Origin of the sequence: Duganella sp., from assembly GCF_039595735.1 — a bacterium.
GTDB lineage: Bacteria > Pseudomonadota > Gammaproteobacteria > Burkholderiales > Burkholderiaceae_D > Rugamonas.
Genome location: NZ_JBCNLB010000022.1, coordinates 65,623 through 84,281, shown reverse-complemented (window position 1 = coordinate 84,281; position 18,659 = coordinate 65,623). Strand labels below are relative to the sequence as shown.

The following is an 18,659-nucleotide window of genomic DNA, read 5'->3' as shown; positions in this document are numbered from 1 at the left end:
GGCGCTGGTTTTTTATTGATGCGCCCTGGTATGTCAGCCGTCGATCAATTCGGGGTTCCAGGCATACACGCGCTGGTTTTGCTGGCCCAGACCTTCGATGCCCAGCGCCATCTGGTCTCCCGGCCGCAGATAGACTGGCTCCGGCTTCTGCCCCAGGCCGACACCTGGCGGCGTGCCGGTGCTGATCACGTCGCCCGGGTTGAGTGTCATGAAGCGGCTGATGTAGCTGACCAGTTGCGCTACCGTGAACACCATGGTGCGCGTGTTGCCGGTCTGGTAGCGCTTGCCGTTCACCTCCAGCCACATGGCCAGATTTTGCGGGTCCGCCACCTCGTCGGTGGTGACCAGCCACGGGCCGACCGGACCGAAGGTGTCGCAGCCCTTGCCCTTGTCCCACTGGCCGCCGCGTTCGAGCTGGTACTCGCGCTCGGACAGGTCGTTGACCACGCAATAGCCGGCCACATAGTCCAGCGCGCGGTCGGTTTCCACATAACGCGCACGGGTGCCGATCACCACACCCAGTTCCACTTCCCAGTCGCTTTTGACGGAGTCGCGCGGCAGCACCACCGGATCGTTGCAACCGATGATGGCGCTGGTGGCTTTGGCAAACAGCACCGGCTCGGACGGCACGTCCATGCCGGACTCGGCCGCGTGGTCCGAGTAATTCAGGCCCACGCAGATCAGCTTGCCGATATCGGCCACGATGGGGGCGTAACGGACCGGTTCGGCCACCAGCGGCAGTTGCTTGGGGTCGAGCGCGGCCAGGCGCGCCAGGCTATCCTTGCCCAGACTGGCGGAGGTCAGGTCCGGCAGCACGCCGGACAGGTCGCGCACATTGCCCTGGGCGTCGCACAGTCCAGGTTTCTCATTGCCCTTGGGGCCAAAGCGTAATAATTTCATTGCTTTCCTTGTTAAAAAAATCAGGGCGTCGGCACGCCGGGCGCGATCAGGCCGCGCTGCGCCAGCGTCTGCCACAGCGCATCAGGCAGCGGCTGCGCGAACCATGCCGCGTTCTGGCGCAGTTGCGCCACGCTGTGCGCGCCGGGAATGCAGGACACTACCGCCGGATGGGCCATGGGAAATTGCAGCGCCGCCGCCGGCAGCGGCGCGCCGGTCTGCGCGCATGCCGCCGTCAGGGCTTCAACCCGCGCGACAATCTGCGCCGGCGCATCCTCGTAATTGAACTTGCGGGTGCCGGCCAGGATGCCGGAATTGAATGGCCCGCCGATCACGATACCGACGCCGCGCTGCACGCAGCGCGCCAGCAGCGGTTCCAGCGCCTCCTGCTCCAGCAAGGTGTAGCGCCCTGCCAGCAGCGCGCAATCGAGGTCGCACACGTCCATCGCGGCGGCCACCGCCTGCCATTCGTTGACGCCAAGGCCGATGGCGCCGACACTGCCGTCCGCGCGCAACTGCTCCAGCGCGCGCAGGCCGCCGCCGTGCGTCAGTTGTTCCCAATAGTGGGCGTGCAGCTCGCCGTGGGTGGCGCGGCCGATATCGTGCACATACAGGATGTCGACGCGGTCGGTGCCCAGGCGCTGCAGGCTGTCCTCGTGCGAGCGCATGACGCCGTCATAGCTGTAGTCGTAATGCGGCCGGAACGGCAGCGGTGCGGCCCAGCCGGACTCGCCCGGCTGCACGCCCGCATCCGGCCGCATCAACCGCCCTACCTTGGTGCTGAGCACATAGCTGTCGCGCGGCCGGGTCCGCAAGGCGGCGCCCAGCCGCCGTTCGGACAGCGTGTAGCCATAATATGGCGCGGTGTCGAAATAGCGGATGCCCAGGTCCCAGGCCGCATCCACAATGGCGGCCGCCTCGGCGTCGCTGATGGACTGGTACAGGCCGCCCAGCTGGGCACAGCCCAGCCCCATGCTGCTTAGCCGGATGTCGCGGCGCGGCAGCTTGCGCAGATCGCTTGCTTGCATGCTAGGCTGCTTTCAAGGGGAAGCAGCCAGGGCCGGACGCTTCAAATTGTTTGTAGGTCAGGATGAATTCCTGGTGCCCCAGCGCTTCCGAGCAGCTTTGCTGACCGTTGGCCACCCGTGCCACCAGGTCGACGATCTCGGCGCCGACTTGCTCCAGGCTCGCTTCGCCGGACAGGATGCGGCCGGCGTTGACGTCCATGTCCTCCGCCAGGCGCTGGTAGGTGGCCGGATTGGCGCATACCTTGATCACCGGCGCGATCGCCGAGCCGACCACCGAGCCGCGGCCGGTGGTGAACAGCGTCAGGTGGGCGCCGCAGGCGATCAGTTCCACGATCTCGGCGTTGTCCGAAATGTTGGGGAAGCCGAAGCGCACTTCGCCGTCCGGCACCACGTCCAGCAGGTACAGGCCGCCGCCCGGCGGCTGGTCGCCCGGCTTGAGGATGCCGCTGATCGGCGAGGCGCCGCTCTTGGCATAGGCGCCCAGCGACTTTTCTTCCTGCGTGGTGAGGCCGCCGTCCGCGTTGCCGGGGGCAAAGCTGCCGTGCCCCAGTACCGTGTAGTAGCGCGCCGCCTTGTTCACGCAGGCGACGATGGCGTCGCCCAGCTCGGGCGTGGCGGCGCGCCGCTTCATGTGGAATTCGCAGCCCACCAGCTCGCCGGTTTCCTCGAAAATGCAGGCGGCGCCCGCCGCCACCAGACGGTCGAATGCCACGCCGACGGCCGGGTTGGCGGTGATGCCGCTGGTGCTGTCCGAACCGCCGCAGATGGTGGCCACCACCAGTTCATCGATACGCATCGGCACCCGTTGCTGCGCGTCCAGCGCTTCGCGTGCCCAGCGCACCCACTCGACGCCATCGGCCACGCTGGTGCGGGTGCCGCTGTTCTGCTGGATGGTGATGGTGTGCACCGGGCGGCCGGCCGCCGCCGCCTCTTCCTCCAGCCCGCGCCGGTTGAAGCTCTCGCAGCCCAGCGACACGATCAGCGCGGCGCCGACGTTGGGATGGGTGACCAGCCGCTTCATCATGCGGTCGGCGTAGTCGTTCGGATAGCAGCCGGGGAAGCCGATCAGGTGCACTTCCTGTCCGGGAAAGGCGTTGACGATCAGGCGCGCCACGTGGTGCGCGCATTCAACGGTGTAGGCAACAGCGACCACGTTGCGGATGCCTTTACGGCCGTCGGCGCGCAGGTAGCCGGACAAGGACGGCATGGAGGCGGTGCTCATGAATGGATGCTCCCGATAAAGGAATGGGCGTCGGACGCCAGGGTATAAGTGGGGATGTAATCGCTGGCCAGGTTGTGCGTGTGCAGCATGGCGCCTGACGCCACGTCAGCAGTGGCGGTGCCAATAATGGCGCCGTAGCGCAGCACCTTGTCGCCAGCCTTGAGCGCGCCGCGCGCCACCTTGTAGCCCAGTGGAATGTCTTCCGGCAGCGTGACGGCCGTGCCGTCAATTTCCAGCATCTCACCGGCCTGCAGCGCGGTGCGGGCAATCAGGCAATTATCTTCGGGCGACATCAGCAGCAGGCGGGGCGCCGTGGGCGCCGGGGCGTGGGACATAGGTCTTCCTTCCGTTGCGGGATAAGTTCTGTTTTTAATATATACCAAACCCAAAGCGTGGTGGCGATAAAAATGCAAATCAGTCAAAAACATAAATCGACATGGCAAATTTCATGCTCGTTTGTTTTTAATATATGCTATACACTCCAAACCGTCCCTGCCCTTTTATCGGAAAATCCCATGATGAAAACCGTTGTCTGCCTGTCGCCGGGCGAGTTGCAACTGACGGAACGTCCGCTGCCCGAAGCGGCTGCCGGCGAGGTCCTGCTGCGCGTGCGCCGCATCGGGTTGTGCGGCACCGACATGCACATCTTCCGCGGCACCCAGCCCTTCCTGCAGTATCCCCGTGTGATGGGACATGAGCTGTCGGGCGAAGTGGTCAGCGCGCCGGCCGGCAGCGAGCTGGTGCCCGGCGATCAGGTGTACGTCATGCCTTATCTGTCGTGCGGCACCTGCATCGCCTGCCGCCAGGGCAAGACCAACTGCTGCACCAACATCCAGGTGCTGGGCGTACACCGTGACGGCGGCATGGCCGAGTATCTGGCGCTGCCCGAGCAGTTCGTGTTCAAGACCAACGGCATTTCGCTGGATGAAGCCGCCATGCTGGAATTCCTCGCCATCGGCGCCCACGCGGTGCGGCGCGGCAGCGTACGCGCAGGCCAGAACGTGCTGGTGGTGGGGGCCGGCCCGATCGGCATCGCCGCCGCCCTGTTCGCCAAAATAAAGGGCGGCAACGTGACCATGCTGGACGCGCGTGAAGACCGGCTGGCGTTCTGCCGCCGCGCGCTGGGCATCAAGCAAACCGTGATGGTGGATGCGCAGGACAAGTCCCGCCTGGCCGAGCTGACCAATGGCGAGTTCTTTGACGTGGTGTTCGATGCCACCGGCAACGTCAAGGCGATGGAGCGCGGGCTGGAATTCGTGGCGCACGGCGGCACCTACGTGCTGGTGTCGATTGTGCTGGACCGCATTTCCTTTGCCGATCCGGAATTCCACAAGCGCGAAACCAATCTGCTGGGCAGCCGCAACGCCACCGCCGCCGACTTCGCCGAGGTGCTGACCGCCATGAAGGCGGGCCTGGTGCCGACCGGCCTGATGAACACGCACCGCACCACCCTGTCCGGTTTTGTGGACGTGCTGCCGCGCTGGATGGATCCGGCCGCCGGCGTCATCAAAGCCATCGTGGAGGTCTGAATGGCGCTGCCGCTGGCTACCCCGATACTGCAATTCGGCACCAGCCGCTTCCTGCAAGCGCACGTGGATCTGTTCATCCACGAGGCGCTGGCGCGGGACCAGGCGCTGGGGCGCGTCACCGTGGTGCAGACGACTGGCAGCGCCGCCAGCGCGCGGCGGCTGGAGGCGTTCAACCTGCCGGGCGGCTACCCGGTGCGCATCCGCGGCCTTGCCAATGGTGCGGTGGTGGACCAGGAGCACCGCGTTACCGCCATCGACGCCGGGTTGCACGCGGACCGGAACTGGACGGCAGTGTGCGAACTGGGCGCCACCTCGGCACAGGTGATCGTCTCCAACACCGGCGACCGGGGCTATGAACTATCGGACCGCGACGGGCCGGCATTGCTGCATGCGACGGCGGCGCCGCGCAGCTTCCCGGCCAAGCTGCTGGTCCTGCTGTTCCACCGCTACCGGCGCGGTGCGGCGCCGATCACGCTGTATCCATGCGAACTGGTGGCCAACAACGGCACCGTGCTGCGCGAGGTAGTGCTCCAGCTGGCGCGCGCCTGGGGGCTGGACGACGGCTTTAAACAATATCTGAGCCGCAGCTGCCTCTGGGTCAACTCGCTGGTGGACCGCATCGTTTCGGAAGCGATCGCGCCGGCCGGGGCGGTGGCCGAGCCCTACGCCATCTGGGTGATCGAGGCGCAAAAGAACATGGTGCTGCCGTGCACCCATCCGCAGATCGTGGTGACCAGCGAGCTGGAGCCGTTCGAGCGGCGCAAGCTGTTCCTGCTCAACCTCGGCCATACCGTGCTGGCGGAGCACTGGCAACTGCATCAGCTGCCGAAGGACATGACGGTGCTGCAAGCCATGTCCGACGCCAGGATGCGCGCCGGGCTGGAGGCGGCATGGGAGGAGGAAGTGCTGCCGGTGTTCGACGCACTGGGCGAGGCCGGCATCGCCAGGGACTACCTGGCCCAAGTGCGCGACCGCTTCAGCAATCCCTTCCTCGCGCACCGCCTGGCCGACATCGCCCAGAATCACGAGGAAAAGAAACAGCGCCGCCTGCGGCCTGTGGTGGCGCTCGCGAACTCGCTGCAGTTGCCGCTGGCACAGCCCCGGCTGCGCGCGGCCCTGGGCCTGGCGGCGGCGCGCGCCGCGCACGCGGCATGAGCAGCCAGTCCGCCGCTCGCGTCGACGCCCACCAGCATTTCTGGCAACTGGCGGCGCGCGCGGGCGCCTGGCCGCCGCCGGAACTGGCGCCGATCTATCGCGATTTCGCTCCGCACGACCTGGCCGGCCTGCTGCGCCAGAATGGCGTCGGCGCGACAGTGCTGGTGCAGTCCCTGCCGAGCGAGATCGACACCCGTTACATGCTGGGCCTGGCGAACCGGCATGACTTCATCGCCGCCGTGGTCGGCTGGGTCGACCTGAAAGCGCCGGACGCCCCGGCCCGCATCACGGCACTGGCAACCCATTCCAAGCTGCGCGGCCTGAGGCCTATGCTGCAAGACCTGGACGACGACAACTGGATCGACGATCCGGCGCTGACGCCAGCGGTGAACGCCATGCTGCGCCACAAGCTGAGTCTGGACGCGCTGGTGCTGCCGCGCCACCTGCCGGCACTGCTGGCCTTCGCCGGCCGCCACCCCACGCTGCCGATTGTGATCGACCATCTGGGCAAGCCGGCCATGGTCCCCGTGCCGGACCCGCAATGGCTGGACAACATGGCGCAACTGGCGGCCCTGCCGCAAGTGGCCTGCAAGCTGTCCGGCATGGTCACCGAGGTGGGAGTGCACTGGACAGTGGACCAACTGGCGCCGTATGCGCGTCACGTGCTGCAGGTGTTCGGTCCGCAGCGCGTCATGTGGGGCAGCGACTGGCCGGTGCTCCAGCTGGCAGCCGACTACGGCGCCTGGGTGGACGCCAGCGAAGCGCTGCTGGCACACCTGGAGCCGGCACAGCGCGCGGCCGTATTCGGCCACAACGCGCGGCGCTTCTACCGCATCGCGCCGGCGGAGGACCAATGAAGCCGGCGCCACGGTCGGCCGAGCCGCGCATGTATCGCGTGGTGGCCGAACGCATCCGCGAATTGATCCAGGACCAGCAGATCCCGCCAGGCGCGCGCCTGCCGCCTGAGCGCGAACTGGCGGCGACGCTGCAAGTGAGCCGCGCTACTCTGCGTGAAGCGCTGATCGCGCTGGAACTGGGCGCGGTGATCGAGATCCGCGGCGGCTCCGGCGTGTACGTCGGCGCTCAGCCGTCAACTTCGGCCGAGGTGCCGGAAGCCGGACCGGGACCGTTCGAAGTCCTGTCGGCGCGCAGCGTGATCGAAACTGAAGTGGCCGCGCTGGCGGCGCGCAACGCCTCGCCAGCCGCGCTGGACGCCATCCTGGAAGCGCTGCTGGCCATGGAGCACAGCCACGAGGACCGCTCCACCAACGAAGCCGCGGACCGCGCTTTTCATCTGGCAATTGCGCACGCCACCGGCAACGCCGCGCTGGTGGGCGTGATCGACCAGTTGTGGCGCCAGCGCGGCAGCATCTGGCACCGGCTGAAACAGCATTACCGCACCGAGGAACTGCGTCTGGCCACGCTGCTGGACCACCGCGCGATTTTCGACGCCATCGCCGCCCGCGACGAGTCCGGCGCCCGCAAGGCCATGCGCGCCCACCTGCAGCGCGTCACCCGTACTTTTGGCGCCGCCCGAACCGCGCCGCCCGCGCCGCAGGCGCAAGCCGGGCTGCTATAGCTTGTCCGCCGCCAGCGTGCATTTGGCCAGCGCCGCCCGCAGCTCGCGGATCTTGGGCGGCTTGCTCAGTACCATGTCGACCTGCACCGGTCCATCTTCGCTGTCAGGAATCAGACGCTGGCCCCAGCCCGTCAGCAGGATGACCGGGGTGGCCGGCGCGAGCTGCTTGACCGTCTCCGCCACCTTGCGGCCATCCACATACGGCATGCCGAGGTCAGTGATGACCACCTCATAGCCATCCCCGGCCGCTGCGGCCGCGCGGAAACGGTCGATGCCGGCCTGGCCGCCGTCAGCCTGGGTCACCCGGTGGCCATCGGCGCCAAGGATGTTGCCCAGCGACGCCAGCAAGGTCGGATCGTCGTCCACCACCAGGATGTGCAGATTTTCCGCCGGCCGCAGCGCGGGTGGGCTGTCGTCCAGCCCGGCCGCCTGCGGCGCGACCGGAAAATACAGCTTGATGGCTGTCCCCTGCTGCAACGCCGATTCAATCACCAGCCGCGCGCCGTGGCGCTCGGTCATGCCATACACGGTGGCCAGGCCCAGCCCGGTACCGCGCTCGCCCTTGGTGGTGAAGAACGGCTCCAGGCAGCGCCGCTGCGTGGCCTCGTCCATGCCGGCGCCGTTGTCGCGCACTTCGATCAACACATGCGCCCCCTCGGCGCCGTCCAGCCGCTCGACATGGCGGGTGCGCAGCGTCACCACGCCGCCGTCCGGCATCGCATCGACGGCATTGAACACCAGGTTGGTCAGGGCCTCGCGGATTTCCCCTTCCACGCCCAGTATCAATGGCAAATCCTGGCCCAGGTCCTGCCGCATCTCGATCACGATGCCGCGCTGCTGCGGCATGTCCGACCAGCGCGCACGCGTCAGGTCAACCACGTGCTGCATGATCTGGTTGACGTTGACCGTGCTCAGCGTCAGCTGCGGCGAACGCTGGCGGTAGAACTCGCGCATCCGCGCCACAGTGGCCGCCACGTCGTCAATGGCGCGTTCCATCACGCGCAGGCTGGCGCGGCCGCGCTCGCTCAGGCCGTGCTCGGTCTCCAGCAGCGATTCCGCGTACAGGCCGATCGGCGCGATGGCGTTGTTGATGTCATGGGCAATGCCGCTGGCCATCTGCCCGAGCGCGCGCAAGCGTTCCTGCCGGGTCACCTGGGCCTGGCTTTGATGCAGGTCGTCGTAGGCCTGCTGCAGTGTCGCGTACAGACGCGCCTGGTTGGCCGCCAGCGCCACGTGTTCGCTCAGCTGGCGCAGGAATTCGCAGTCGCTGCTGGAAAAGCCCTGCGGCTGGCGGCGCGCCACCACCAGCACCCCAAACACGGTATTTTCAGCCAGCAGCGGCGCCAGCACCATCGACGCCAGCCCGCCCCGGGCCAGCCGCTGCGGAAACGGGTAGTCCACCGCACCGATGTCCGGCTCGTACACCAGTTCACCGGCGATGCAGCGCGACAGCCCGTTCTGGTCGATGGCAATGTGCGCCGCCTCGCCCATGGCCAGCGCCATCGACAGTTCATAGCTGCGCACGCCGACGCCGCTGACCACCAGTTCGCCCTCCTGGTACACGCAGATGGCGGCGAAATCGACCGGCAGCTGGTCTTCCAGGCTGCGGATGACGACCTGGAAAATGCTGCGCAGATCCTGCCGCTCTCCGATGGAACGGGTGATCTGGTGCAGCAGGCGCAGGCGCGTCAGCTGCGCCAGCACCCTGGCCTCGGCGGCCTGCCGTTCAGCCACTTCAGCCTGCAGCGCCTGGTTCGCCTGCAGCAGTTCGTTGCGCGAGACGGTGGTCTGGCGCAGGCGCTGCACCATGTGGTCGAAGGAGCGCGCCAGGCTGCCGATTTCATCGTCCGAACGCAGCTCAAGCGCGAAGTCGAGGCTGCCGCCGCCCACCACTTCGGTGGCGCGCCGCAGGCGCGACAGCGGCACCGTTACGCTGCGGATGGTCAGGCCCATCGCGCCCAGCACCACGATCAGTATCAGCCCCCCAAGCGCGGCGCTGGCGGCCATGGCGTTGCCCTGTGCGGCCAGGATGCGCTCGCGGTTCAGGCGCGACAACGCCTCCGCGTCCGACATCATGTTTTGCGCGCGATTCATGATCAGCCCGGTGAGCCGCGCCTCCAGTTCCTGCAGGATGGCTTCGCGGCCCGGCTCGCGCTCGCTGTCGGCCTGCAAGCCCTGCAGCTCGTCGAACAGGCTGCCGACCGATTGCAGGCGCTGGCGCAGGTCGGCCAGCAGTTCCAGTTCCGCCGCGTCGTCAAAGCTGCCGTCGGCGGCGATCAGTTTCTGCAGCGAGGCGTGCCGCATCAACCATTGCTGGCGGCTGCGTTCGCCGTGGTGCTGGACGTACTCCAGCGACAGGTAGCGCAGCCCGGAGGCGGCGCGCAGCACTTCGCCGGTGACCTCGGCCTTGGCCACCTCGGCGCGCATCTGCAAGGTGGTGCGCGCGAAAATGGCAGCCATCACCGCCAGCAGCACGATGCAGATCAGTTGCGCAAGCCTGAGACGGGTAGCGATGTTCACGCGCGTTCCTAATAAATGACAGTGACTTCGGCCGGATTGACGGCCTTCATCCCATCGAGGTAGATATAGTCAAGAAAGTTCGGCACCTTGTTCGCGCTGCTCAGGCCCTGTTTGATGGCCCAGCGCGACTGGTCTTCCAGCACCAGCAGCAGGCTCTGATCCAGTTCCAGCCCGAAGTGGTGCGACGGCCACGTCGCCAGCAGCGCCTTGCGCCCTTCCGGCGTCAACTGTTTCAGGAAAGCCGAGGCGGCGGCCGGGTGCTCGCGGCAGTAGCGTTCGCCCTGCTCCAGCGCCCGCAACAGCCGCACCGCGGTCTGCGGATGCTGCCGCAGGTAGGCACTGGGCGCCACCATGTTGTAGATGCTCTCGTAGATGTCTTGACCAGAAAAGCGCAAGGCCGTCGCCCCCAGCCGCTGCTCGGCCAGGCCAAGGAAGGGCTCCCAGGCGCTGACAGCGTCCACCTCGCCAGCCAGCAGTGCCGGCATCAGGCGATCCGGCGGATAGTTGCGCAACTGCACGTCGTCGGTGTCGAGGTGCAGGCGGTTGAGAAATACCTCCAGCGCGAAGTGGCCCGAGGTGCCCAGGGTGACGCCAATCAGCTTGCCCTTGAGATCGGCCGCCTGCCGGATGCCATGGTCGCGCCGCGCCACCACGCCATGATCCTGGCTGGTACGGAAGATGGTGCCAAACACCTGCACCGGGGTGCCGCTCAGCGCCGCAAAGGCGATCGGGATGTCAGCCACGGTGGCCATGTCGGCCTGACGCGACAACATGGCGCCCAGCGCCTGCTTGCCGCTGCTGTGCGGCTGCAGCTGGACGTGCAGCTGCTGGGCGCGGAAGTATCCCTGGTCGCGCGCCGCCACCACCGGACAGGCGCCCAGATAGTCGGTATTGGTGGCGATGACCAGCGACTCCAGCGCCGGCGGCGCGCTGACGGCCGGCCGCCAACCCAGCCAGATGCCGATGGCCAGCCCGGCCACCAGCACCGCGCCAGCCGCCAGCCAGATCGCCTTACGGCCGGACTGCGGCATGTCCGCCTCCGCTGGTGAGCGCGGCCGGCGCCGCTGTGCCGTACAGCGGCAAGTCGATACGGAAGGTACTGCCGACGCCGGGCTCGCTTTCAACTTCAATGCTGCCGCGCATGGCTTCCACCAGGCGCTGGGTGATGGTCAGGCCCAGGCCGGTGCCCTCTTCCTGATTGTCGTCGCGTCCGGCGCGGCTGAACGGCAGGAAAATGGTGGCCAGTTGCGCCGGGCTCAGCCCCTGGCCGCTGTCGCTGACCGCCACCGAGCAATGGCCATCGTGCGGCGTGCACTGCACGCTGACTGTGCCATGCTCGCGGTTGTACTTGACTGCGTTCGACAGCAGATTGACCAGAATCTGCTTGAGCCGCATGGCGTCGGCGGCCAGCTCCAGCCGGGTTTCCGGCAACGGCGCCAGCGTCACATGGCGCGTCTGCGCCAGAGGCGCCACCAGCAGGTAGGCTTCGCGCAGCACCGCGTCCAGCGCCACCGGGGCAATGGTCAGCGGTATCTTGCCCGCTTCGATCTTGGCCAGATCAAGGATTTCATTCACCAGCGACAGCAGATGGCGCCCCGATTGCACGATGTTTTGCGCGAAGCGCTGGCTGTCGCCGTGGCCTTTGGGGAATTTGTCGCTGGCCAGGATTTGCGCAAAGCCGAGAATGCTGTTGAGCGGCGTGCGCAGCTCGTGGCTCATGCTGGACAGAAAGGTGGATTTTTCCTGGTTGGCGCGTTCGGCCTCCTTGCGCGCGGCGTCCAGCACGGTGTTCAGGAAACCCAGTTCTTCCACCCGTTCGCGCAGGGCCGCTTCCAGTTTGAGGTTCTGCATCCGCAGCCGGCGCGACTCGATGGCGCGCTCCAGGATGGGCAGCAAGGTGGCGGCCTTGAACGGCTTGACCACATAGTCCATCACGCCGATCTTCATGGCCTTGACAGCGGTATCGACCGTGCCTTCGCCGGTCATGATGATGCAGGCGATATGGGGATCCAGCGCGCGTGCGGCCTCGATCAAGGCCAGGCCGTCGATGCCGGGCATCACCAGGTCGGTGAGCAAAACGTCGAAATTACCCTTGCGCAGCAGGGCCAGCGCCGCCTCGCCGGTGGCGCAGCCGCTGGCGTCGAAGCCGTGCTGGCTCAGGATGTCGCACAAGGCCTTGAGGTGGGACAGCTGGTCATCCACCACCAGGAGCCGCGCCGCTGAGACGAATTCTGACATTTGCGCCCCCTCAGGCAAGGTCAGCAATGTTAAAGATTATGCCAGTTGCGCAGCGGGGAAAATGTCACTAATTATCACGATTTCTTACCAAGGAATCAGCTTAGCAAAACCGCGCTGAACACCGACTACTACGACGAGACTTACACGCAGGATGCAAGGACTGGACGTTGTCGATGTATCTGCGTAACGTCACCAATCGTCGTCCGCCACTGGAGCTGCGTGCATTCAACAGCGCCGGCGGTGTCATCCCGCAGGATACCAACGACGTGTCCGACCGCATGGTGCGCGTAACGGCGGAATACAAGTTCCGCTGATGACCATCCCTGATGCCGGTCCCGGCATCAGGACGGCGGGCGCTGCTGGTGCAGCACCGCCGGCATCTGCGCCAGCAGCGCCAGCGCTTGCTCCACGCTGTTGACGCCTTGCAGGCGGTAGCCTGCCGACCGCAGGGCGTGCTTCAGCGCTTCCATCATCGCGTGGTCGTTTTCAATGACCAGTACGCTGCGCTCCTCGGCGCCGGCCTGCGGCAGCGCGAGCCCCTGGCCAGCCCGCAACATGGCCTCGAACGCGGCCGCCGCCACCGGCGGACTGAAGTAGTAGCCCTGGATCAGATCGCATCCCTTGCTGCGCAGCAGCTCCAATTGTTCCGCCGTCTCCACCCCTTCAGCGATCACCACCATCCGCAGGTGGTGCGCCATGGCGATGATGGCCGAGGCAATGGCGGCGTCGTCCGGATTGGTGGTGATGTCGGTCACGAAGGCGCGGTCGATCTTGACGCTGTTGAACGGGAAGCGCTTCAGGTGCGCCAGCGAGGAATAGCCGGTGCCGAAGTCATCCAGCGACAGGTGCAGGCCCAGCGCGCGCAGCTGGTGCATGGTTTGACCGGCACCGTCCGGGTCGCGCATCACCAGCGATTCGGTCAGTTCCAGTTCAACCAGGTCGCTGCCGAGGCGATGCCGTCCAAGCTGGCTGGCCACCTGCGTGGCCAGGTCGCCCTGGCCGAACTGCAGGGCCGACAGATTCAGCGCCACCGGCACCACCGGCACCCCGGCCGCCAGCCACGCGGCCTGCTGGGCGCAGACGCTGGCAATCACCCAGGCGCCGATGGCGAGGATCAAGCCGGTCTCCTCGGCTAGCGGAATGAATTGCGCCGGCGAGACCATGCCGCGCTCCGGATGGACCCAGCGGATCAGCGCTTCGGCACCGGCGATGCGGCCGCTGCGCAGGTCGATCTTGGGCTGGTAGTGCAGCACAAACTGCTGCTGCTCGCTGGCCCGGCGCAGCAGGCTTTCCAATTCCAGTTTGGCCACCATCGCCGCATTTTGCTCCGGCGAGTAGAACGACAGGCGCTCGCCGCCGCTCTTGGCTTGGCGCAGCGCGGCTTCGGCGTGCCGCAACAGGGCGTCGGCATCGGCGCCGTCGCGCGGGTAGCTGGCGATGCCGCCGTGTACCGTCAGGTGGATGTCGCGGCCGTGCAGCACGATGGCCGGTCCGACCAGGCTGGCGGCATGTTCGATCAGCGGCAGCAAATTCTCGCTGGCGCCGCAGGGGCCGGCGATCACGTAGACGTCGTTGCCCAGCCGCGCCACCGTGCATGGCCGGCCGAGCCCTTCAACCAGGCGCTGGCCGACGATGCGCAATACCTGGTCGCCAGCGCGCGAGCCGAGCGCGTCGTTGAGGCGCTTGAAGCGGTCCAGGTTGATCATGAAGACAAACGCGTGGCTGCCGTCGTGCTTGGCGGACTGGATGATCTGCCCCAGGCGGTCGTAGAACAGGACCTGGTTGGGCAGGCCGGTCACCGCGTCGTAATAGGACAGGTAGTTGACCCGCTCTTCCTGCGCGATGTATTCCATGGCAAACGAGATATCGGCGGCCAGGTCTTCCAGCAGCGCCAGTTCCTCGGCGTCGAAATAGCCGGCGTCGCGCGCATACAGCACCATCACGCCGGCGGCGCCGCTGCCCAGCATCAGCGGCAGCGCGGTCAGCGACAGGAAGCCATGGGCGCGCGCGTCGGCGCAGGTGGCGCCGCCCTGCCCCGGCGCGCTGAGATCGTTGCAGCAGGCCGGGTGGCCGTGCGCCAGCGCGCGGCGCGGCGCGCTGACCTCGTCGTCAGGCTCCAGCGCCATCGCCGCCAGCACCTGTTCCAGCCGCGCCTCGTCGGTGCCGCGCCAGGCGGCCGCGCGCATGCCGTGGCCGTCGCGCAGCGCGATCCAGACGGTGTCGAAACCGCCCTCCTCGGCGGCGATGCGGCAGGCTTCGTCGTACAGCGCGGCGCGGTCGCGGATGCGGATGATGGCGGCGTTGATGCCGCTGAGGACGCTCTGGATGCGGCTCAGGCGGGCGATTTTCCGCTGGTGCGATTCCAGCTCCTGCACATAGTGGGCCAGCCGGTTGGCATGCACCAGCGACATGTGGGTACGCACGCGCGCCCGCACCAGTGCCGGCGAGACCGGCTTGACGATGTAGTCGACCGCGCCGCAGGCAAAGCCGGCTGCCTCGTCGCCGACTTCGCTCATGGCGGAGACGAAAATCACCGGGATGTCGCGGGTGGCCGGCTCGGCCTTGAGCTGGCGGCAGACGGCATAGCCGTCCATGCCGGGCATCTGCACGTCCAGCAGGATCAGCGCCGGATGGTGCTTGCGCGCGGCCGCCAGCCCCTCGATGCCGTTGCGCGCGAAGGCCAGCGGATGCTCCGCCGCCAGGATGGCGCGCAGCGTGGCCAGGTTGCCCGGTTCGTCGTCGACGATCAGGATGGGAGCGGTCATGGCACACCTGCCGGCTGGTCGTGCCGGTCGGCGATCAAGGCGCGCACCTCGGCCTCGGCGCCGCGGAAGTCGAAGCCATCCAGGCAGACGCGCACGGCGTCCAGGGCGCCAGCCGGCAACTTGGGGGCCAGCGCGGCCAGCAGCGCGGTGGCGGCGTCGGGATTGTCCTGGTCCAGGCAGGCCAGCAGTTCGCGCAGCAGGTCCGGCGCCGATTGTCCGCTCATGGCGCCCGGGACCGGCGGCGGCGTGCCAGGCTGTGCCGCCAACGTCGCGGCCGAGGCCAGCACCGTGGCCAGCGCGGTGCGCAGCTGCTTGATCAGGCCGGAGACATCGCCGCCATGTGCTGCCGTGTGTTGCAGCTCGGATGCCAGGCGGGTGACTTCCGGCAGCGCCAGGTTGCCGGCCACGCCCTTCAGATGATGGCTGGCGGCGTCCAGGCCGGCGGGACCACGCGCCGCCAGTTCGGCCTCCAGGCGGTCGGCAATGTCGCCAAAGTCGGCGGCAAAGCGGCCCAGCACGGCGCTGTATTGCTGCGGCTCCTTCCAGACCGCGCGCGCCCGCGCCAGGTCGATGCCGGGCAGCGCGGCCGGCATGGCGGCGTCGGCAGCCTCCGCGCCGGCGGCTGTGGCGAGCTCGGCACCAGCGGCGGTGGTGGCCGTGGTGGCTGCGCCGGTCGAATCCGCATCCGTGTTCGCGGCTGTGCCGCCGCCCGTATCCGCGATCAAACCGGCGGCGGGCCAGGCCTCCGCGTCGCCCCGCCCCAATCCGTGGGCAAGGCGCCAGACCACGTCCATCAGCTCGTCCACGTTGAACGGCTTGGCGACAAACGCGTCCATCCCGGCCTCGCGCGCCTCGTCCTGCTGGCTCTTGAAGGCGCCGGCGGTCAGCGCAACAATCGGCAGGCTGGCAAACGCCGGCATCTGACGCAGCAGGCGGGTGGCCTCGTAGCCGTCCAACACCGGCATCTGCACATCCATCAGCACCACGTCCACCGCATCCGGATGCTGCTGCAGCCAGTCCACCGCCTCACGGCCATTGCTGGCCAGACTCACGGTGGCGCCCTCGGCGGTGAGAATGCGCATGGCCACCTCGCGGTTGATGTCGCTGTCGTCCGTGACCAGCACCCGCACGCCGGCCACCCGCGCGCTGGCCGGCCGCTCCGGCGCGCTGTCATGTTCGCCGCCGCGCCGCTGCTGCGCCCGCGCCAGTGCGTTGTACAGGCAGGAACTGGTCACCGGCTTGGTCAGCACGCCATCCACCAGTTCAATCTCCGGATGCCGCAGCAACTCGTCGCGGGCATAGGCCGTCACCATCATCAGCATCGGCTGCTGCTCGGCCGGATAGCTCTGACGGATTTCCTGCGCCAGTTGCATGCCGTCCATGCCCGGCATCTGCCAATCCAGCAGCAAGGCATCGAAACTGCCGCCTGTGCTGTGCCGCTCGCGCAGACAGGCGATGGCCCGCTCGCCGGACACGGCCTGGCTGGCGCGCCAACCCAGTCCGCGCGCCATCAGGGCGATGTTTTCGCGTGCGATGTCGCTGTCATCAACCACCAGCACATCCAGGTTGGTCAATGCGGCCGGCTCGATCTGCCCGGCAGCCACACAATCGAAGGGAATGGTGAACCAGAATTCGCTGCCGCGCCCCGGCACGCTGTTGACGCCGATCTGCCCGCCCATGTGCTCGACCAGATAACGGCAAATGGTCAGCCCCAGCCCGGAGCCGCCGTAGCGCCGCGTGGTCGAGCTGTCGGCCTGGCTGAAGGCCGAGAAGATGTGCTGCAGCTTGTCCTCCGGGATGCCGATGCCGGTGTCGGTGACGGCAAAGCGCAGCACCGCATGGTTGCCGCTGTGCTCCAGCAGCGTCAGGCCGATGCCCACCGCGCCGTGGGTGGTGAACTTGATGGCGTTGCCGGTCAGGTTGATCAGCACCTGCTCCAGCCGCAGCGCGTCGCCGACCAGCTGGCCCGTCAAGGGCGGCGGCGCGATGGTCAGCTCCAGGTCCTTGTCGCCGGCGCTGGCCGCCATGATGCTGGCAAGGTTATCCAGCACGTCCGACAGGTTGAACGGCACCCGTTCAATTTCCAGCCGCCCGGCCTCGATCTTGGACAAGTCGAGGATGTCGTTGATGATGGCCTGCAGCGAGCGGCCGGCGTTGCGGATCTTGTGCACCAGGTCGGCCGCGTCGCCGTCCAGCTGGCGTTGTTCCAGCAGATAGGCCAGGCCGAGGATGCCGTTCATCGGCGTGCGGATTTCATGGCTCATATTGGCCAGGAACTCGGCCTTGGCGCGATTGGCCGCTTCGGCCTCGGCGGTCCGCGCCTCAAGCGCCGCATTGGCCACCTGCAGCTCGCCGGTACGCGCCGCCACACGCGCCTCCAGCCCGGCGTTGAGCGTGCGCACCTCGGTCTCCGCAGCGGCGCGTTCGATGATTTCATGCTCCAGCGTTTGCAGCATGCCGTTGAAGGCATCGGCCAGCTGTCCCACCTCGTCCTCGCTGTGCTTGGGCGCGCGCAGCCGGTAATTTCGATCGCGCATCACCTGCCGGGCGACATCGCTGACGCTGGTGATCGGTCCGGAAATCCAGCGCTGCAACAGCGACGACAGCCCCAGACCAAGCAGCAGGCTGCCCAGCAGCACCGCCGCCAGAATGGCCAGATAACCGCGCAGCCAGGCGCCCAGGTCATAACGCTCGCGCAGATAGACCGTGCCGCGCACGCCGTCGCTGTCGGTGATGCGGCGGAACACCGTGAGGTCGCCGGCGCCGAACTGGGCGCCATCGGCCGGCATCAACGTGGCCGGCGCGGCCGGGGCCGAGGCGTCGCGCCGGTAGCTGGCGAACAGCTGGCCGCGGCCGTTGTAAATGGCGGCTGTCAGGATATTGGCGTTGGCGCGCAGCAGCGCCAGGTTTTCATTGGCCACCTTGGGATCGTCAAACTCGATGGCCAGGGCGCTGCCCTGGCCGAGGATGGCGGCGATCGACGTCAGCTCGCGCACCGTGGTGGCGCGGTTGTCGCCGAGGTCGTGGTACAGCAGGCTGATCCCGGCCAGGGTCAGCGCGCACAGATTGGTCGCCAGCACCAGCAACAGCAGCTTGTGGCGAACCGAGCGTATTCGCAGCTTCATGGCTTGTCCCCCTCGATTTTATGCGCCACGGCCAGCAACCTGGCGCTGATCTTCAGGCCGCTGCGCTCGGCGTGCGCCACCGAGACGTCAAAGCGGATCCGGTTGTCGATCTGCACAAAACTGATGGCGCTGCCGGCCGCCAGCGTACCGGCGCCGTCGGTGATGGCCAGCACGCCCGCGCCACTCACTGCCTCCAGTGTCCGCTTCAGGCGTCCCGCGTCCAGCGCTCCGATGTACAGCACCTGCGCGCCGCCGACGGCATCGCCGGCGCGCAAGCTGCGCACGTTGACGGCACGGCCCTTGATCTGGCGCGTCAGACGCAACTGATTCAGCTCGGCGGCTACCTGGTCCGCCTCCACCACGGCGATAGTGAGGGGCGCGCTGCTACCTGCGAACGCTTCAGCCGGCCATTCGATATGCTCGGCAAAGCGGTAGATGTACGCGGCCTTGACCTGGGCTTCCACCGTGCTCACGCTGGTCTCGCCGGCGGCGGCCTCGCCTGCCGCGGCCAGCAGCAACACCGCCAGCAACAACGCACACCCGAGCAATGCGCCCACGGTGCGCTGTTGTCTCCCCACCCATCCGGTGCCGGCCGCCACGT

The 18,659-nt window shown here is 67.5% G+C and carries 15 protein-coding genes; 5 read left to right on the top strand and 10 right to left on the bottom strand.

What is annotated here, in order from left to right; all coding sequences use genetic code 11:
- Window positions 1–33: 33 nt before the first annotated feature.
- Genes ABDW57_RS25295 through ABDW57_RS25280 form a run of 4 tightly spaced genes read right to left on the bottom strand, consistent with a single transcriptional unit; the run spans window position 34 to window position 3,482 of the window.
- Entirely contained in the window at window positions 34–900 is an 867-nt protein-coding gene (locus ABDW57_RS25295; protein WP_343732906.1) for a fumarylacetoacetate hydrolase family protein, read from the bottom strand.
- A gap of 20 nt (window positions 901–920) precedes the next feature.
- Window positions 921–1,925, bottom strand: a complete 1,005-nt coding sequence (locus ABDW57_RS25290) for an aldo/keto reductase (protein WP_343732905.1) — start codon at window positions 1,923–1,925, stop codon at window positions 921–923.
- Window position 1,926: 1 nt separating this feature from the next.
- Window positions 1,927–3,147: a UxaA family hydrolase gene (locus ABDW57_RS25285; protein WP_343732904.1), complete on the bottom strand. Its 1,221-nt coding sequence runs from the start codon at window positions 3,145–3,147 to the stop codon at window positions 1,927–1,929.
- On the bottom strand, window positions 3,144–3,482 hold the full coding sequence (locus ABDW57_RS25280) for a UxaA family hydrolase (RefSeq protein ID WP_343732903.1): 339 nt from the start codon (window positions 3,480–3,482) through the stop codon (window positions 3,144–3,146). The genes ABDW57_RS25285 and ABDW57_RS25280 overlap by 4 nt, the downstream gene beginning before the upstream one ends.
- 183 nt (window positions 3,483–3,665) lie before the next feature.
- Between ABDW57_RS25280 and ABDW57_RS25275 the strand changes: the two genes are divergently transcribed.
- The 4 genes from ABDW57_RS25275 to ABDW57_RS25260 are packed head-to-tail and all read left to right on the top strand — an operon-like array spanning window position 3,666 to window position 7,410.
- A complete protein-coding gene (locus ABDW57_RS25275; protein WP_343732918.1) occupies window positions 3,666–4,676 on the top strand; it encodes a zinc-binding alcohol dehydrogenase family protein in 1,011 nt (336 codons plus the stop codon).
- Window positions 4,677–4,688: 12 nt separating this feature from the next.
- Window positions 4,689–5,831 carry a mannitol dehydrogenase family protein gene (locus tag ABDW57_RS25270; RefSeq protein WP_343732917.1) on the top strand — a complete coding sequence of 381 codons (1,143 nt, stop codon included), beginning with the start codon at window positions 4,689–4,691 and terminating at the stop codon, window positions 5,829–5,831.
- Window positions 5,828–6,688 (top strand): amidohydrolase family protein, encoded by an 861-nt coding sequence (locus ABDW57_RS25265; RefSeq protein WP_343732902.1) that lies wholly within the window; start codon window positions 5,828–5,830, stop codon window positions 6,686–6,688. The genes ABDW57_RS25270 and ABDW57_RS25265 overlap by 4 nt, the downstream gene beginning before the upstream one ends.
- On the top strand, window positions 6,685–7,410 hold the full coding sequence (locus ABDW57_RS25260) for a FadR/GntR family transcriptional regulator (protein WP_343732901.1): 726 nt from the start codon (window positions 6,685–6,687) through the stop codon (window positions 7,408–7,410). Before ABDW57_RS25265 ends, ABDW57_RS25260 begins: the two co-directional genes overlap by 4 nt.
- Here ABDW57_RS25260 and ABDW57_RS25255 read toward each other — a convergent pair.
- Genes ABDW57_RS25255 through ABDW57_RS25245 form a run of 3 tightly spaced genes read right to left on the bottom strand, consistent with a single transcriptional unit; the run spans window position 7,405 to window position 12,168 of the window.
- Window positions 7,405–9,930, bottom strand: a complete 2,526-nt coding sequence (locus tag ABDW57_RS25255) for an ATP-binding protein (RefSeq protein ID WP_343732900.1) — start codon at window positions 9,928–9,930, stop codon at window positions 7,405–7,407. The two genes, ABDW57_RS25260 and ABDW57_RS25255, sit on opposite strands and share 6 nt — an antisense overlap.
- 8 nt (window positions 9,931–9,938) lie before the next feature.
- Window positions 9,939–10,961 carry an NrtA/SsuA/CpmA family ABC transporter substrate-binding protein gene (locus ABDW57_RS25250; protein WP_343732899.1) on the bottom strand — a complete coding sequence of 341 codons (1,023 nt, stop codon included), beginning with the start codon at window positions 10,959–10,961 and terminating at the stop codon, window positions 9,939–9,941.
- Window positions 10,942–12,168, bottom strand: a complete 1,227-nt coding sequence (locus ABDW57_RS25245; protein WP_343732898.1) for an ATP-binding protein — start codon at window positions 12,166–12,168, stop codon at window positions 10,942–10,944. The genes ABDW57_RS25250 and ABDW57_RS25245 overlap by 20 nt, the downstream gene beginning before the upstream one ends.
- Window positions 12,169–12,341: 173 nt before the next feature.
- Between ABDW57_RS25245 and ABDW57_RS25240 the strand changes: the two genes are divergently transcribed.
- Entirely contained in the window at window positions 12,342–12,482 is a 141-nt protein-coding gene (locus tag ABDW57_RS25240) for a hypothetical protein (RefSeq protein ID WP_343732897.1), read from the top strand.
- A gap of 27 nt (window positions 12,483–12,509) precedes the next feature.
- On the opposite strand, the gene ABDW57_RS25235 is transcribed toward ABDW57_RS25240, so the two are convergent.
- From ABDW57_RS25235 to ABDW57_RS25225, 3 genes are read right to left on the bottom strand one after another with little or no spacing between them, the layout of a single operon-like run.
- Window positions 12,510–14,933, bottom strand: a complete 2,424-nt coding sequence (locus ABDW57_RS25235) for an EAL domain-containing protein (RefSeq protein WP_343732896.1) — start codon at window positions 14,931–14,933, stop codon at window positions 12,510–12,512.
- The gene (locus tag ABDW57_RS25230) at window positions 14,930–18,058 is read right to left on the bottom strand and encodes a response regulator (RefSeq protein WP_343732895.1); all 3,129 of its coding nucleotides are present in this window, start codon (window positions 18,056–18,058) and stop codon (window positions 14,930–14,932) included. Before ABDW57_RS25230 ends, ABDW57_RS25235 begins: the two co-directional genes overlap by 4 nt.
- Window positions 18,055–18,615 (bottom strand): YfiR family protein, encoded by a 561-nt coding sequence (locus ABDW57_RS25225; RefSeq protein ID WP_343732894.1) that lies wholly within the window; start codon window positions 18,613–18,615, stop codon window positions 18,055–18,057. The genes ABDW57_RS25230 and ABDW57_RS25225 overlap by 4 nt, the downstream gene beginning before the upstream one ends.
- Between the last annotated feature and the right edge of the window lie 44 nt (window positions 18,616–18,659).

What these genes read in the sequence shown, in the direction of transcription:
- ABDW57_RS25295 (WP_343732906.1), bottom strand. Translation starts at nt 900, where the DNA reads ATGAAATTATTACGCTTTGGCCCCAAGGGCAATGAGAAACCTGGACTG.
- ABDW57_RS25250 (WP_343732899.1), bottom strand. Translation starts at nt 10,961, where the DNA reads ATGCCGCAGTCCGGCCGTAAGGCGATCTGGCTGGCGGCTGGCGCGGTG.
- ABDW57_RS25285 (WP_343732904.1), bottom strand. Translation starts at nt 3,147, where the DNA reads ATGAGCACCGCCTCCATGCCGTCCTTGTCCGGCTACCTGCGCGCCGAC.
- ABDW57_RS25240 (WP_343732897.1), top strand. Translation starts at nt 12,342, where the DNA reads ATGTATCTGCGTAACGTCACCAATCGTCGTCCGCCACTGGAGCTGCGT.
- ABDW57_RS25290 (WP_343732905.1), bottom strand. Translation starts at nt 1,925, where the DNA reads ATGCAAGCAAGCGATCTGCGCAAGCTGCCGCGCCGCGACATCCGGCTA.
- ABDW57_RS25275 (WP_343732918.1), top strand. Translation starts at nt 3,666, where the DNA reads ATGAAAACCGTTGTCTGCCTGTCGCCGGGCGAGTTGCAACTGACGGAA.
- ABDW57_RS25235 (WP_343732896.1), bottom strand. Translation starts at nt 14,933, where the DNA reads ATGACCGCTCCCATCCTGATCGTCGACGACGAACCGGGCAACCTGGCC.
- ABDW57_RS25280 (WP_343732903.1), bottom strand. Translation starts at nt 3,482, where the DNA reads ATGTCCCACGCCCCGGCGCCCACGGCGCCCCGCCTGCTGCTGATGTCG.
- ABDW57_RS25260 (WP_343732901.1), top strand. Translation starts at nt 6,685, where the DNA reads ATGAAGCCGGCGCCACGGTCGGCCGAGCCGCGCATGTATCGCGTGGTG.
- ABDW57_RS25245 (WP_343732898.1), bottom strand. Translation starts at nt 12,168, where the DNA reads ATGTCAGAATTCGTCTCAGCGGCGCGGCTCCTGGTGGTGGATGACCAG.
- ABDW57_RS25230 (WP_343732895.1), bottom strand. Translation starts at nt 18,058, where the DNA reads ATGAAGCTGCGAATACGCTCGGTTCGCCACAAGCTGCTGTTGCTGGTG.
- ABDW57_RS25265 (WP_343732902.1), top strand. Translation starts at nt 5,828, where the DNA reads ATGAGCAGCCAGTCCGCCGCTCGCGTCGACGCCCACCAGCATTTCTGG.